Raw genomic sequence first — 13,854 nt, 5'->3', positions numbered from 1 at the left:
GCCTGTGGGAATGCTCCTTTTGGTGCATCACGTCGCGCTCAAGCGTCTTGCGGAGGCACGCAAAGCAGGCTGAGTTCGCCGCATGAATCTTCGGCGTTTCCTTTTGTGGCTCCACCGCTGGGCAGGCGTGCTCGCGGGGCTTGTCGTGCTCGTCATCGCAGTCACGGGAGCCCTGCTGGTTTTTCCTGAGGCGCTCGTGCGGTGGCGGTTCCCGGAGTTGTTTCCACAGGAGCGCTCGGCTGAGCGGGTGGCGGTTGGCTCGATGCTGCAGCAGCTTCGTGAAAAGCATCCCGAGATGATGGTGCAGGGCATGCGTCTTCCGCGCGATGACGCAGACGCGCTCACACTGACCAGCGGCAATCGCACCTTCCATTTTGATCCGCATACCGGCTCGCTGCTTGGCTCACGTCCGCGTGCCGATGCGCTGATGCAGACGCTCATTCGCCTGCATGTGAACCTGCTCCTCGGCCCGCAAGGTGCGACCATCGTCGTGGTGGCGACGGTGATCACGCTGATGCTCGCGCTCACCGGACTGTGGCTCTGGTGGCCGCTGCGCATCTTCGGCATCCGGCGCGGCTCGAACTTCCGCCGCTTCAATCTCGATCTACACAGCGCGGCGGGACTCTATTCGTCCGTGTTTCTTCTCATCATCGGCACCACCGGCATCACGCTCAGATACTGGCACGGTGAGCATCCGCGCCCTCCAATGGGACGAATGAACGAGCAGCCATCCGACACGACGATCACTCTGGATGATGCCATCCGCTTCGCCGAAAAAGCACTGCCAGGAGCGCGAGCGGTGGCGGCCGAGATGCCCAGAGGCAATCCTGCTGCGAGCTACCGCATCCAGCTCGCCTTTCCAGAGGACGGCTCGCCTGCGGGCCGCTGCGTGGTGTTTGTGCAACAGAGCACGGGCGAAGTGCTCGCCACACACAGCTCGCGCGCTGGATCTCTCAGCGACCAGTTTCAAAACAACCAGCTCTCGATCCACACCGGAGCCATCGGCGGCCTGGGCACGAAATTCATAGCTCTGCTCACCTGCGTGGCGCTCGTGCTGCAAATTGTGAGCGGCTATGTGCTGTGGTGGAAGCGCAAATCGTCATGAAAACACCCCGCTGGATCGAGCAACCGCGCACGCTTGCGGCGCTGACACTGGCCTTTGCTCTGGTGCCTGCGGCGGTGGCTTTCATCACCTTCAAAGCGGCACGTGAGCGCGATGCCAAGCTCTTTGATACCGCGACGGAGGTGCTGGTGGAGCAGCTCAAGATCAACACGCTGCGCCATCAGAACTTCCTCAATATCATGCGCAATCAATGGCGCTATGTGCCGGACTTCACGCACCCGCCGAAAGGCATGCCTCCGCCCGGCTGGGAGACGCGCATCACGCATCTGAGCGGCATCGCCTACGCTAATCACGAGGACGAGAGAACCATCCGCGTGCTCTGGCAGCAGGGTCGTCACGCATCATCCAAAGTGGGTGACAACCTCGCGGCTAATGCTCCGCTGACTACCGCTCTGCGACAGGCACGACTGAGCACCGCACCGCTGGTGTTTGGTGCCCATCTCTCGAAGAACACCCTCGTGATCGTCGGCGCGGTGACCTCACCCAACGACAACATGCTGGTTCGTGGCTACATCCTCGGCTGGCTCGATCTCGATTCATTCTGCCACGATCCGACACTACCGCTCCTGAGCAGTGAAGCCCTGCGTGCAAGGCCAGTCTCGGCTGACGATCCGCCTGATGCTGCTGAGCGCCACAAGCTCATCAGCGATGGCGAAAATAAATCACAGTGGACCTTCGCCGTCGCCCGAGGCCCAGGCTTCATTCGCGAGTATGGAACGCCGATGAATTGGATCGGCTTCGCAGCTCTGGCACTCAGCATTGTCCCTTTGTCCATCCTTGTGATCATCGCGTCTCGCGCCGGCAAACTCCGGGCTGCGCTCGATGCGGAGCGTGAACTCGGGCAGATGAAAAATCAGTTTGTCAGCAGCGTCTCACACGAGTTCCGCACGCCGCTGAGTGTCATCCTTTCCGGCGCTGAGCTGCTGGAGGCACATGCTGGTCAGCTCAGCGAATCACGCCGGCTGGAACTGCTTGCTCAGATCAAAAGCTCGACCGGACGCATGAATGAAATGGTGGAGCAAGTGCTGCTGCTTGGTCGCATCGAATCCGGCGCGATGAAGGCGAATTCCCAGCCTGTGGATGTCGCCGCATTGTGCCGCGAGATCGTCGAAGAGGTGCAGATTGCCACGCAGAGAAGATGCGAGATCGAGAGGAAGCTCGACGCGGGTATGCGCAGCCTTGATGTCACTCTGATGAGAAGTGTGCTGGTCAATCTGCTCACGAATGCCGTTAAATACTCGAGGCCGGGAGGAAAGGTGATCCTGGGGGCGCAGGATCTCGGCGAACTGCAAAGATTTCTGGTGGCCGACGAGGGCATTGGGATTCCGAATGCCGATCAAGCTCATCTCGGAGAACCTTTTCACCGAGCCTCAAATGTTGGTGATGTCTCAGGCACAGGGTTGGGCCTTACAGTTGTGAAGCGCTGCGTCGAGCTGAGCGGAGGTGAGCTTTCGTTTTGGAGTGAAGAGGGTCAAGGGACCCATGTTTCAATCTTTTTGCGGTCATGACCACGATCCTCCTCATCGAAGACCACGCACCGCTGCGTGAGAACCTTTGCGAAATGCTCACGCTAGCCGGTTACCATGTGCTCGCTGCTGAAAACGGCCGCGAAGGGCTTCAACTGGCCGCGCAGCAACTCCCCGCCCTCGTTTTGTGCGACGTCATGATGCCCGGACTCGACGGCTACGCGGTGCTGGAGCGCATTCGTACTGATGCGGCGACCAAAGCCGTTCCATTCGTCTTCCTCACCGCCAAAGGCACGCCGCCTGACATCCGTGCCGGCATGAATCTTGGAGCAGACGATTACCTACCGAAGCCCGTCTCGAGAAACGACCTGCTCAGGGCCGTGCGCACGCGACTGGAGCGTGCTAGGCAGCAACAGCCGCGTTTTGCACCCAACTTTGACAATCCGAAGCCGCTCGAAAAACTCGGCATCTCTCCCCGCGAGGCCGAGGTTCTGCTCTGGGTGGCCCAGGGCAAAGGAAACCACGAGATCGCCCAGATCCTCGGTCTCAGCATCGCCACGGTAAAGAAGCACACCATTCACATCTTCGAAAAGCTAGGGGTTGAAAGCCGCACGGCAGCCAGCTTGCGGGCGCTTGAAGTTTTGTCATGAACGAGAGTGCTTGAGACTACGTTCTACCTCAAGGAACATGAGGCAGATGCATCCCCTCACACGCAGACACATTCTTCAGCGCAGCGGAGCCGGATTCGGCTCGCTGGCGCTGCAATCGCTACTCGGCGCGGACGGCGTGCTGTCATCGACGAATCCGCTGGCTCCTCGCGCACCGCATTTCGCGCCGAAGGCAAAGTCGGTGATCTTCCTGTTCATGTATGGGGGGCCGTCGCATGTCGATTTGCTCGATCCGAAGCCGGAACTGGCGAAGTGGCATGGCAAGGCGATCCCGGTGTGGAAGCCGGAGGATGCGTTCATGGGCAAGAAGACCAAGAACGTGGCGATGCAGAGCTACTACCGCTTTGCGAAGCACGGTCAGGCCGGGATCGACATGGCGGAGACGTTTCCGAATCTGGCGCGGCATGCGGATGACCTGTGCGTGATCCGCAGCATGCACACGGAGAGCAACAACCACGGACCGGCGATCTTCCAGATGAATACGGGCTTCATCCAGCCCGGACGGCCGAGCATGGGCTCGTGGGTGACGTATGGCCTCGGCTCGGAGAGCGAGAACCTGCCCGCGTTTGTGGTGCTGCTGGATCATCAGGGCGCGCCGGTGAATGGGGCGCTCAATTGGTCGAACGGCTTCATGCCAGCGGCGTTTCAGGGCGTGCCGTTTCGCAGCAGCGGGGAGCCGATTGCGTATCTGACGCCGCCGCAGAGTGTCTCGGCGACGCAGCAGCGGGCGCGGCTGGATTTGCTAAAACAATGGAACACCGAATACGCGGCGGCGAACCCGGCGGAAACCGCACTCGCGGCGCGGATCAATGCGTATGAGCTGGCGTTTCGCATGCAGATGAGCGCGTCTGAATGCACGGACCTCAGCCGCGAGCCGGAGAGCGTGCGGCAGATGTACGGTCTCGACAACAAGGTGACGGCGCACTTTGGCAAGAACTGCCTGCTCGCACGACGGCTGGTGGAGCGCGGCGTGCGCTTCGTGCAGGTTTATAGCGGTGGCAACGAAGGCCCGAAGGCCTGGGATGCGCATGATGACCTCAAAAAGAACCACGACCTCCACTGCGCCGAAACCGACGGCCCAATCGCTGCGCTGCTCGATGATCTCAAAATCAGCGGCATGCTCGACAGCACGCTGGTGGTATGGGGCGGTGAGTTTGGCCGCTCACCCGTGGCTGAGAACGGCAAGGGCCGCGATCATCATCCCAAAGGTTTCACCATGTGGATGGCCGGGGGCGGCATCAAAGGCGGCCAGATTTACGGCGCGACCGATGAATTCGGCTACAACGCTGTCGAGAACAAAGTCTCCGTGCCCGATCTGCATGCGACGATGCTGCATCAACTCGGCCTGGATCACGAAGCGCTGACGTATCGGTTCACGGGGCGTGATTATCGCCTGACGGATGTGAGCGGTGAGGTGGTGCGGGCGGTTTTGGCGTGAGTGGCAGTCGCTCGCGCTATGATCGACTTCAGTCCGTGAACCGCTTGGAAATTCTGCTTTCGGCCAGTCATGCTACACGCGTATATTTCGTCTGTGCCTGCCCAGATCGAGCCCTTTCAAGACAGTCCCGCCGCGCGTGCGGAGCTGGTGCCGTTTCTTCGGGAGCAGTTCCAGGGTGAAGGTGCCTGTGATGAAGCGCAGTGGCTGCGGCGGCTGGTGTTTTGGTGGGATTTGAACCCCTTTGCGGACGCGCATCCGTGCCGTGGGTGGCTGTTGCGGGATAGTGGACGGATCGTGGGCTATCTGGGCGTGATTCCGACTTTATACGAAGATGGTGCCGGGAATCCGGTGCCGGCGCTGATCGCCACCTCGTGGGCGGTCGCGGAGAGCTGCCGTCATGCGGCGTTACCGATGGGGATGATGTTTCAGCGGCTGGGGCGTGGTCTGGTGATGGTGGACACGACGCCGAGCCCGGAGGTGCAGAAGATGCTCGACCGCTGGGGCTGGCTGCCGCACAAGGAGGTCCGTCGCAGTCTCATCGTGCGTGGTGCCGCTGGTGGCATGCTGGCGCGTGTGATGGGCTTTGAGCCGCCGTGTCTGGCCGCCGGGCGGCGGATCGTCACGGATGCGGCGCTGGTGTCCAGTGTGTGCCCGGCACGTCCGCGTCCGTGCATTCAAAAGCACATCACGCCGGCGTATCTGCGCTGGTATCTCCAGTCACCGATGCGCGAGCATCATTTTGCGGGCGTGGTGGACGCCGCGGGCATGCTGACCTCCTGCCTGATGCTGACGCCGAGAAAACTGCGCGGCGTGCCGATGTGGAAAGTGGTGGACTGGTTCACCACGGAGAGCACGCATGACGAACTTCATGCTCTCGTGGCGTGGTGGATGCATCAATCACCTGCGAAGCGCGGTGCGTGGTGGCCTTTCATCAGTCTGCTGAGTTTTCCGGGAGAGGAGGTGTGGAATGGGCTGCCGCTGGCCTATACGCGTGATGAATTCCTCAGCCACTACCACTGGCTGCCCGCCGCGCTGAAGGGCACGCCGGTCCGCCCGGTGATGGCGGAGGGCGACTGGGGCCTATGAGACGAGTGCAAGCACGTGCGCCGGAGTGGCGAAGGAATCGACGGTGATTTTTTCGTCGGGAATGGTGACGCCGAACTCTTGCTCGAGCGCCATGAGCAGGTCGATGGACTGGAGCGAGTCCAGACCGAGCTTGCCGAGCTCGGCATCCATCGGCAGGTCAGCGCCTGCGGGCAGCAGACGGAGAAAGGGGCGCAGGAGATTGAGGAGACGCTGTTCGGGGGACATTGCGGGGGTGCTTTATCGAGAAATCCGGTCGTGACCATGACGAAGCTGCCAGACTTCGACTTCCGCGCCGTGCTGGTGCGCCACCTCCACCGGCGGCGGATGGCTGAGAAAGGCGAGCAGGCTGGCCGTGACGCCGTAGGCACCCACATTCGGGATGCCGATGAGATCACCAGGCTGCACGGGCGGGATCTTCAAACCGCGTGCCAGCGCATCCAGCGGCGTGCAGAGCGGTCCCACAAGATCGGCGGTCATCGCAGGCTCGGCGGCGACATCGCGGCTCAGATTGAAAACGGTCACGGCACCCCGCGGCACACGCCCGAGGCCCGCCATGCCGCCGAGGTGATGGATGCCCGTGTCGAGGATGACGAAAGTGCGTGCGGGGAAGGGTTTCAGGTCCAGCACACGCGCGATGAGCCAGCCGCTGCTCGCGCAGAGCCAGCGGCCGGATTCGAACCACAGCTCCGCGCCGCGTCGCGCACCCGCCGTGGCCTGCCAGAGCGTGGTCAAGGCCTCGCGCAGGCCCGTGAGCGCTGTGGGAGCGTGATCATTGGCATAGGGCCAGGGAAATCCGCCGCCGACATTGAAGATGCGGCACTCGAAGTCGAGCGCGGCCTCGATCCGCTCCGCGCACTCGAGCGCGCGGCGTGTGTTCGTCACCAGCGCGTCCACACCGGCCACCTGGGTGCCAAAATAGATGTGAATGCCCGCAATCTTCAGCCCGGGCAGATGAACCTGCGGGCGCGCAGCGGGATCAAGCAGCAAGGGCTCGGCAAAGCCGAACTGGCTCTCCACGCCCGTCATCGCCAGTCGTGCGTCCGGCGCTTCCGATGGATTCACGCGCAGCAGCACCTCGGCATCGGCTTGATGACGCCCGCAGGCCGCGGAAAGCGCCGCCAGATCGCGAAAACTCTCGCACGAGAAAAGCCGGATGCCGGCCTGCAACGCCGCGTCGAGTTCGTGCGCCGTTTTTCCCGGCCCTCCGAAGAGCATCTGCGCGCCGGTGAAGCCGGCAGCAAGCGCCGCGGCCAGTTCGCCCTCGGAGGTGATCTCCGCACGCCCGCCGCACTCACGCACGCGTCGTGCGACGGCCGGGAGCGGATTGGCCTTGAAGGAATAGCAGACGGCGGAGCCCTGCGGCAGCGCCTGGAAGAGTTCTTCCGCGCGCGCGCTGATTTGCGCGAGGTCATACGCATACAGCGGTGTGCCGTGGCGATGCGTGAGCGTGCTGGCGAGGTCTGCATTCATGCCGTTTCAGCCGCGAGCAGCGCGCGCAGCGCCTTGCGGTCCACTTTTTGGTTTGCCGTGCGCGGCAGCTCTGGCAGATGAATCAGGCGGTCGGGGATCTTTGCCCGCTCCAGCGTCTCCGCCAGCGTGGCGAGGATCACCGCGTCCTCAGGGCGTTCATCGGGCACGGTGGTGATGAAGAGGCAGAGCTTGTCGCGCTCGTCGTCCTTGATGCAGCCTGCGGCGACGATGTGCGGCGAGCGGCACGCGGCCTCCTCGATCTCCACCGGGCTCATGCGGTGGCCCTTGTGCTTGATCATGAAATCGCTGCGCGCATGGAAGTGCAGAAAGCCCTCCGCATCCACGGAGCCGTAATCGCCCGTCACCAGCAGACGCGAGCCATCCGGCAGCGTGCGGTAGCGTTTCGCCGTCTCCTCGGGAGCGCGCCAGTAGCCCAGCCCGACATTCGGCCCCTGCACGATGAATTCACCCACCTCGCCCGGCGGCAGGCGCTGCCCCTCCGGCGACTCCGCCCACACCTCCGTGCCGTCCAGCGCGCGGCCCACGCTATTTTCATGCGCGTCGATTTCCTCCGGCAGCATGATGGAGACGCGCTTGCACTCCGTCAGGCCATACATCGGGAACACTCGCACCTCTGGAAAAAGCCGCTGCAACTGACGGATGTGCGCCAGCGGCAGATGATCGCCCGTATTCGTGAAAGCACGCAGCCTGGGCAGCGGCACGGGACGCCACGACTGCATTTTGATCAGTCCGGCAAAGAGCGTGGGCACTCCGGGCACGATGGTGATCTCATGGCGTGCCAGGATGCGCGGCAGCTCGGGTCCGGACATCTCCGGACGCCCGATGAACAAGGCCGCGCCCGTCATCATCGTGTAAAAGAGCTGGTAGAAGCCATAGTCGAACGACAGCGGCAGAAAGACGCCGATCCGGTCGTCCATGCGATACTGCAGCCGCCGCAGGATCGCCTCTGTGACGAATTCCACGTTCGCATGGCTCAGCATCACCCCGCGCGGCATTCCGGTGGAGCCGGAGGTGAAGACCAGAAAGGCGAGCGCATCGCCGCCCGCCGCTTTGGGCAGCTCCACGGCCTCCGTTTGTGCCAGCGCATCGAAATCATCCTCAATCACCAGCGTCCTGATGCCGGCGCAGGCCGCTTTCAGGTCCGCACGCCTGGTCTCCAGCAGGATCAGCGCCGGCTCACACTGGCTCACGATCCGCTCAAACGATGCCAGCGTGATCTGGGACGTCAGCACCGAAAAAACCGCTCCCGCACGCATCGCCGCCAGCGTCGTCAGCGCCAGTTCCAGGCGATTTTCAGACACGATCAACACACGCTCACCAGGCTTCATCCCCGCGGCCAACATACCCGCCGCCAGCCTGTCCACGAGCCCGGCCGCCGCCGCATACGTCATCTCCTTTTCCTCCGAGAACAGAAACAGCCGCTCAGGGAAATGAGCGGCGGCTTGGAGCAGAAAATCGGACAAATGAAACGCGGACATGCGTGCAGAGCGGAAAATGAACACCCTCCAGTTTCTGGAATCAAGCAGCGATTGCTCAGTGATTTGCTGAAACCGCCCCTCAAACCGCTCAACCCTCGAAATCCAACTCGTCTTCCCTTCGCAGCAGCCGTTTCAGCATGCCTTTGTGATCCCGCATGAAGCCACGCGTGATCTGGTAATGCTCGGTGTCCTCGTAATTGACGCGTTCGATGCCTTCGGGGCCGAATTGATAGATCCATGCGTCCGGGTAGGCCATGATGAGCGGGGAATGCGTGGCGATGATGAACTGGGAAAATTCATCCACGAGGTCATGCAGGCGCACGAGCATGGAAAGCTGGCGCTGCGGGGAGAGCGCGGCCTCGGGTTCGTCAAAGAGGTAGATGCCGTGGCCGTCGATGCGCTGAGTGAGCAGATTCAGGAAGGACTCGCCGTGGGACTGGGCGTGGAGGCTTTTGCCGCCGTAGGATTTCAAGACGCCGCCGCAGAAGGGCGTGGCTTCGAGTTCATCGAGTTCGGTGGCCCAGTTGTGGAAGCTCTCGGCGCGGAGGAAGAAGCCGTCCATGGGCCGGTTGCTGGTGCGCGACAGGCTGATGAGCGGGGTCAGCGGCGAGGCGTAGTCGTGTTTGAACTGGCTTTCGACGCGGCTGCCGCCGGAGGAACGAAAGCCGAGTTTTTCAGCGATGGCTTCGAGCAGCGTGGATTTGCCGGAGCCGTTTTCGCCGACGAAGAAGGTGACCTTGGGATGCAGTTCGAGATTTTTGAGCTGACGAATGGCTGGGACGGAAAAGGGATGTGTGTCCCAGTCAGAGACGGTGCCACGATCAAGCGCAACGGAATGGAGGAAGTGACGGGTCATGGCCTCGCTGGAGGCTAAAGACCTGTTTTAATGAAGCAAGGCGCGAGTTGCTGCGTTTCGTTCGACCATGAAGTCACTTTTCATTCTCGCACTGGTTGTCATCGGAACGTTTGCCCGTGCGGCGGAGCAGCCGAACATCATCTACATCCTCGTCGATGACCTCGGTTACGGTGATCTCGGCTGTTACGGGCAGAAGATGCTGACAACGCCGAATCTCGACCGCATGGCGGCGGAGGGGATGAGGTTCACGCGGCATTACTCGGGCAGCACGGTGTGCGCGCCGTCGCGTTGTGTGCTGATGACTGGATTGCATACGGGGCACTGTCGGGTGCGGGGGAATGATCCGTGGATTATCCCAGATTCGGACGTGACGGTGCCGTCGCTGCTGAAGTCAGCGGGCTATCACACGGCCTGCATCGGCAAATTCGGCCTGGGCAAACCGCTGCCGCTGGATGATCCGCAGCGGAAGGGGTTCGATGAGTTCTTTGGCTACGTGGGAACGAGTCACGCGCACAACTTCTACACGAAGGCGCTGATTCGAAGCGGCAAGATGGTGGAACTGCCGAACACGGTGATCGAAGGTTCGTTCAAGAACGCACAGGATTACAAGGACAGCGATCTCGTGGGCACGGGCGTGGCACCGCTGGACGGACGCAAGGCGTGGGTGCCGCAGTTGCTGGCGGAGGATGTGCAGCGCTATCTCGGCGAGCGTGCCAAGGCGCAAGAGCCGTTCTTCCTCTACTACGCATTGAATATTCCGCATGCGAACAACGAGGCGGGCAAAGACTCGCCGCTGGGGCATGGGATGGAGTGCCCGGACTACGGCGAGTTCAAGGACAAGGACTGGCCGGCGGCGGAGAAGGGCTTTGCGTCTTTGATCCGTTTTCTGGACAACGAGGTGGGCCGCATCACGGCGCGGTTGAAGGAACTCGGCATCGACAAGAACACGCTGGTGATGTTTTCGAGCGACAACGGACCACATCACGAGGGCGGGCATGACAGCGACTTCTTCAACAGCAACGGCGACTTCAAAGGCACGAAGCGTGACATGACGGATGGCGGCATTCGCGTGCCGTTGATCGCGTGGTGGCCCGGGAAGGTGAAATCAGGCGCGGTGAGCGAACATGTAAGCGGATTTCAGGATTTGCTGCCGACGGTGGCCGAGTTGAGTGGCGCGAAGCTGACGGCGGAGACGGATGGCATGTCGTTGGTGCCGACGCTGCTCGGGAAAGTGGGGCAGAAGCAGCATTCACATCTGTATTGGGCCTTTAACGAGCAGGGCGGTAAGCGGGCGGTGCTGAAATGGCCGTGGAAGCTGATTCATCTCAACACAGGAGCCGAGCCGCGAGGTGCGAAGGCCAAGGCGAAGGCAAAGCCGCTCGAAAAGCTGCTCTACAACCTCGAAACAGACATCGGCGAAGAGAAAAATCTCACGGCGGAGAAGCCGGAGATCGTCGCGGAGCTGGAACAGCTTATGCGTGACTCATGGCGTGCGCCTGAGTGATGGCATGACTGGCGGTGGCACGGCGATGGACGGAACCCCGTTGGGGTTCGTCCTTGAGAACCAAGGGTGTTCGCGCTGGAACCCAGGGTAGCGCTGCGCGCAACCCTGGGCTGCATGACGCAAGCCCGTTGGGCTTGGGGTGCGTCGCTGGCATGAGGTAGAATGACTGTGGCGACAGCCCGGTCGTCTGCGTTGGTTCGCCCTGTGCGCACCGTTCAGCCGGGCGGGCTTACGCCACACCCAGCCTACGACATCCTTACCCCAGGGGAAACTCAGTGATCCAGTTCTGCTCTGCGACCGTCCAGCCTCTGCGGTTAATTTGGATTGAACCGCAGAAGCTCATTGACATTCCTTGTCACAGTTCAAGAAGCGCCCGAGGTCAGGATTTCTGTCGCCTACGACAGCATCCGGCGACACACCGTTGGGCTGGCATGCAGATGGCGTTTTGACTCATGGCGCGCGCCGCAACGCGCCGCGCAGCATGCCGATGCCGCCGACGACGAAGAGGAGCGGAAACCAGATGGAATACAGCGCGGCGCGTGAGGCATGCTGCAGCACGGCTTCAGCGGGAGACGCTGGATTCACGAAGCAGAGCTGCGATGAACTGGTGGGATAGTTTTGCTGATTCAACTGTGCATGATCGAGATGCTGCGTGGGTGCGGACTCGACCTGGCGAATGCGCGTGCTGGTGTGCTTCATGCCGTTGAATTCATACTCGTAGCGCACTTCAACGCGATGCGCTGGCGGTGAGTGCGGTGTGGGTCGTTCACTGACGATGCGTGATGAAACGATGCGGCAGGGAACCTGCGTCCAGCGCCGCGTGATCTGCGCTGTTTCATATGAGAGCCACATGCGCCACGCGAAAAACGAACCGACGATGACAAGGAACATGCCCAGCGCGCAGAGCCACCAACGGCCTGCGGTGATGGATGTAAAATTTTTGTGCGTCATCGGCGTGGGAAGCATGCTTTGACTCTGCTTCGTGTGTGTTCCATACAAGAGATGCTGCATTCTCGCAAACCTCCGCATGATTGAACCATCCCCCATCTCGATCCGTCCGCCACGCTGGCTGCTGAAGCCTGCCGTGGAGGGGGCTGCCGAGCTGGCGGCGGACATGAGCGTGTCGCCGCTGATGGCGCAACTGCTCATCCAGCGCGGCATCACCACGGTGGAGCGGGCGCGTGATTTCCTGGTGCCAAAACTCGCATCTCTCGGCGATCCCACGGTGCTGCCGGAGATGCACGCCGCAGTGGAGCGCATTCTGAGCGCGGTGGACCACAAGGAGAACGTTGTGCTCTACGGCGACTACGATGTGGATGGCGTGACTTCGATGGCGCTGATGCATTTGATCTTGAAGGCGTACGGCCTCGACACACATCTGTTCCTGCCCACGCGCTTGGAAGAGGGCTATGGACTGAGCCACGACGGCATCGCACGCTGCTACGAGCAGTTTGGCAAGCCGGACCTGCTCATCGCGCTCGACTGTGGCACGACCTCGCTCACGGAAGTGGCGCGACTGAAGGCCGATGGGGTGGACTGCGTGATCGTGGATCACCATGAACTGTCGCCGCTGGGTCGCCCCGACTGTCTTGCGTTGGTGAATCCGAAGTTGGGCACTGACTACCACTACTTCTGCACCGCAGGACTCGTCTTCAAGGTTTCGCATGCGCTGCTGAAGGCGCGCATGATTGAGAGCTATGATTTGAAGGAGACGCTTGATCTGGTCGCCCTCGGCACCGTGGCGGACTTGGTGCCGCTGATTGATGAAAACCGCCTGCTGGTGCGGCGTGGACTCGAAGCGCTGGCACAAACCACACGTCACGGTCTGCGTGCGCTGAAACAAATCGCCGGTGTCGAGGGGCTGGTGCAGACGCATCATGTGGGCTACCGCCTGGGGCCGCGGTTGAATGCTGCGGGCCGTCTCGACACTGCCGCCACTGCGCTGAACCTGCTGCTGGCGGACAATGACGCGCTCGGGGCCGAACTCGCCGAGTTGCTCGAAGCGCATAACAAGGACCGTCAAAACGTGGAGCAGCAGGTGCATGTGGAGGCCGACGCGATGCTCCGCACCCTAGGCGATCTCGAAAAGCTTTCCGCCATCGTGCTCGGCTCGCGCAACTGGCATCCCGGCGTGATCGGCATCGTGGCTTCGCGCATCTCGCGCATGTGCCACCGGCCGACGATCCTCGTGTCGATTGATGAAAATGGCATCGGCAAGGGCAGCGGGCGCAGCATTCCAGGATTCTCGCTTGTAGCGGCCATCGAGACCTGCGGCGAGCATCTGCTCGGCGGCGGCGGCCATGCGATGGCGGCGGGCATCTCGATCAGAGAAGAGAACCTGGATGCGTTCCGCACGGCGTTTCAAGCAGCAGCACGCGAGGCCTTGAGCAAGGAGGCGATGACCGCCGTGCTCGAACTCGATGCGGAAGTGAAGCTGCGCGATCTCTCGCTGAATTTTTTGGAGAGCTACAAGCTGCTGGAACCCTTCGGCCAGCGAAACACGGAGCCGCTGTTTTTCTGCCGTCGCGTGACGCCGAAACTTCCCGGCCGCGCGATGAAGGAAAAACATCTGCGCATCATGCTTACACAGGACGGCGCGTCGATGGAGGCACGCTGGTTCAATGCGCCGATCGGCAAGCTCCCCCCTGCCCCGTGGGATGTGGCGATGCGCGTGCAGCGCGGCTGGTTCCGCGGCCAGGAGCAATGGCAGCTCACGCTGGAAGCCGTGCGTTCGGCGGAGTGAT

At 61.9% G+C, this 13,854-nt stretch carries 12 protein-coding genes; 7 read left to right on the top strand and 5 right to left on the bottom strand.

Annotation, left to right across the window (positions count from 1 at the left end):
- Window positions 1-82: 82 nt before the first annotated feature.
- From ACKVY0_RS13220 to ACKVY0_RS13200, 5 genes are all read left to right on the top strand, one after another.
- Entirely contained in the window at window positions 83-1,105 is a 1,023-nt protein-coding gene (locus ACKVY0_RS13220) for a PepSY-associated TM helix domain-containing protein (protein ID WP_409215293.1), read from the top strand.
- Window positions 1,102-2,631 carry a sensor histidine kinase gene (locus ACKVY0_RS13215; RefSeq protein ID WP_409215292.1) on the top strand — a complete coding sequence of 510 codons (1,530 nt, stop codon included), beginning with the start codon at window positions 1,102-1,104 and terminating at the stop codon, window positions 2,629-2,631. Before ACKVY0_RS13220 ends, ACKVY0_RS13215 begins: the two co-directional genes overlap by 4 nt.
- Window positions 2,628-3,239: a response regulator gene (locus ACKVY0_RS13210; RefSeq protein WP_409215291.1), complete on the top strand. Its 612-nt coding sequence runs from the start codon at window positions 2,628-2,630 to the stop codon at window positions 3,237-3,239. Before ACKVY0_RS13215 ends, ACKVY0_RS13210 begins: the two co-directional genes overlap by 4 nt.
- Window positions 3,240-3,285: 46 nt before the next feature.
- Entirely contained in the window at window positions 3,286-4,695 is a 1,410-nt protein-coding gene (locus ACKVY0_RS13205; RefSeq protein WP_409215290.1) for a DUF1501 domain-containing protein, read from the top strand.
- 93 nt (window positions 4,696-4,788) lie between these two features.
- On the top strand, window positions 4,789-5,781 hold the full coding sequence (locus tag ACKVY0_RS13200) for a hypothetical protein (protein WP_409215289.1): 993 nt from the start codon (window positions 4,789-4,791) through the stop codon (window positions 5,779-5,781).
- Here ACKVY0_RS13200 and ACKVY0_RS13195 read toward each other — a convergent pair.
- From ACKVY0_RS13195 to ACKVY0_RS13180, 4 genes are all read right to left on the bottom strand, one after another.
- On the bottom strand, window positions 5,776-6,006 hold the full coding sequence (locus ACKVY0_RS13195; RefSeq protein ID WP_409215288.1) for a phosphopantetheine-binding protein: 231 nt from the start codon (window positions 6,004-6,006) through the stop codon (window positions 5,776-5,778). The genes ACKVY0_RS13200 and ACKVY0_RS13195 overlap by 6 nt on opposite strands.
- A gap of 12 nt (window positions 6,007-6,018) precedes the next feature.
- Complete coding sequence (locus ACKVY0_RS13190; protein ID WP_409215287.1) at window positions 6,019-7,251, bottom strand: type III PLP-dependent enzyme; 1,233 nt, start codon at window positions 7,249-7,251, stop codon at window positions 6,019-6,021.
- Complete coding sequence (locus ACKVY0_RS13185) at window positions 7,248-8,750, bottom strand: class I adenylate-forming enzyme family protein (RefSeq protein WP_409215286.1); 1,503 nt, start codon at window positions 8,748-8,750, stop codon at window positions 7,248-7,250. The genes ACKVY0_RS13190 and ACKVY0_RS13185 overlap by 4 nt, the downstream gene beginning before the upstream one ends.
- A gap of 88 nt (window positions 8,751-8,838) precedes the next feature.
- Complete coding sequence (locus tag ACKVY0_RS13180) at window positions 8,839-9,606, bottom strand: AAA family ATPase (RefSeq protein ID WP_409215285.1); 768 nt, start codon at window positions 9,604-9,606, stop codon at window positions 8,839-8,841.
- A 67-nt stretch (window positions 9,607-9,673) separates the two neighbouring features.
- Between ACKVY0_RS13180 and ACKVY0_RS13175 the strand changes: the two genes are divergently transcribed.
- Complete coding sequence (locus ACKVY0_RS13175) at window positions 9,674-11,110, top strand: arylsulfatase (protein ID WP_409215284.1); 1,437 nt, start codon at window positions 9,674-9,676, stop codon at window positions 11,108-11,110.
- A gap of 450 nt (window positions 11,111-11,560) precedes the next feature.
- Here ACKVY0_RS13175 and ACKVY0_RS13170 read toward each other — a convergent pair whose 3' ends face one another.
- Window positions 11,561-12,076, bottom strand: a complete 516-nt coding sequence (locus ACKVY0_RS13170) for a DUF3592 domain-containing protein (protein WP_409215283.1) — start codon at window positions 12,074-12,076, stop codon at window positions 11,561-11,563.
- A 61-nt stretch (window positions 12,077-12,137) separates the two neighbouring features.
- Here ACKVY0_RS13170 and recJ point away from each other — a divergent pair, with 61 nt between their 5' ends.
- Window positions 12,138-13,853 carry a single-stranded-DNA-specific exonuclease RecJ gene (gene recJ, locus ACKVY0_RS13165; protein WP_409215282.1) on the top strand — a complete coding sequence of 572 codons (1,716 nt, stop codon included), beginning with the start codon at window positions 12,138-12,140 and terminating at the stop codon, window positions 13,851-13,853.
- The last annotated feature ends 1 nt before the right edge of the window (window position 13,854 follow it).

The organism is Prosthecobacter sp. (assembly GCF_046154365.1).
GTDB lineage: Bacteria > Verrucomicrobiota > Verrucomicrobiia > Verrucomicrobiales > Verrucomicrobiaceae > Prosthecobacter.
The sequence above is the reverse complement of the archived record's forward strand: the minus strand, read 5'-3'. Positions and strand labels throughout refer to the sequence as shown.

What these genes read in the sequence shown, in the direction of transcription:
- ACKVY0_RS13185 (WP_409215286.1), bottom strand. Translation starts at nt 8,750, where the DNA reads ATGTCCGCGTTTCATTTGTCCGATTTTCTGCTCCAAGCCGCCGCTCAT.
- recJ (WP_409215282.1), top strand. Translation starts at nt 12,138, where the DNA reads ATGATTGAACCATCCCCCATCTCGATCCGTCCGCCACGCTGGCTGCTG.
- ACKVY0_RS13205 (WP_409215290.1), top strand. Translation starts at nt 3,286, where the DNA reads ATGCATCCCCTCACACGCAGACACATTCTTCAGCGCAGCGGAGCCGGA.
- ACKVY0_RS13170 (WP_409215283.1), bottom strand. Translation starts at nt 12,076, where the DNA reads ATGCTTCCCACGCCGATGACGCACAAAAATTTTACATCCATCACCGCA.
- ACKVY0_RS13190 (WP_409215287.1), bottom strand. Translation starts at nt 7,251, where the DNA reads ATGAATGCAGACCTCGCCAGCACGCTCACGCATCGCCACGGCACACCG.
- ACKVY0_RS13215 (WP_409215292.1), top strand. Translation starts at nt 1,102, where the DNA reads ATGAAAACACCCCGCTGGATCGAGCAACCGCGCACGCTTGCGGCGCTG.
- ACKVY0_RS13220 (WP_409215293.1), top strand. Translation starts at nt 83, where the DNA reads ATGAATCTTCGGCGTTTCCTTTTGTGGCTCCACCGCTGGGCAGGCGTG.
- ACKVY0_RS13210 (WP_409215291.1), top strand. Translation starts at nt 2,628, where the DNA reads ATGACCACGATCCTCCTCATCGAAGACCACGCACCGCTGCGTGAGAAC.
- ACKVY0_RS13175 (WP_409215284.1), top strand. Translation starts at nt 9,674, where the DNA reads ATGAAGTCACTTTTCATTCTCGCACTGGTTGTCATCGGAACGTTTGCC.
- ACKVY0_RS13195 (WP_409215288.1), bottom strand. Translation starts at nt 6,006, where the DNA reads ATGTCCCCCGAACAGCGTCTCCTCAATCTCCTGCGCCCCTTTCTCCGT.
- ACKVY0_RS13180 (WP_409215285.1), bottom strand. Translation starts at nt 9,606, where the DNA reads ATGACCCGTCACTTCCTCCATTCCGTTGCGCTTGATCGTGGCACCGTC.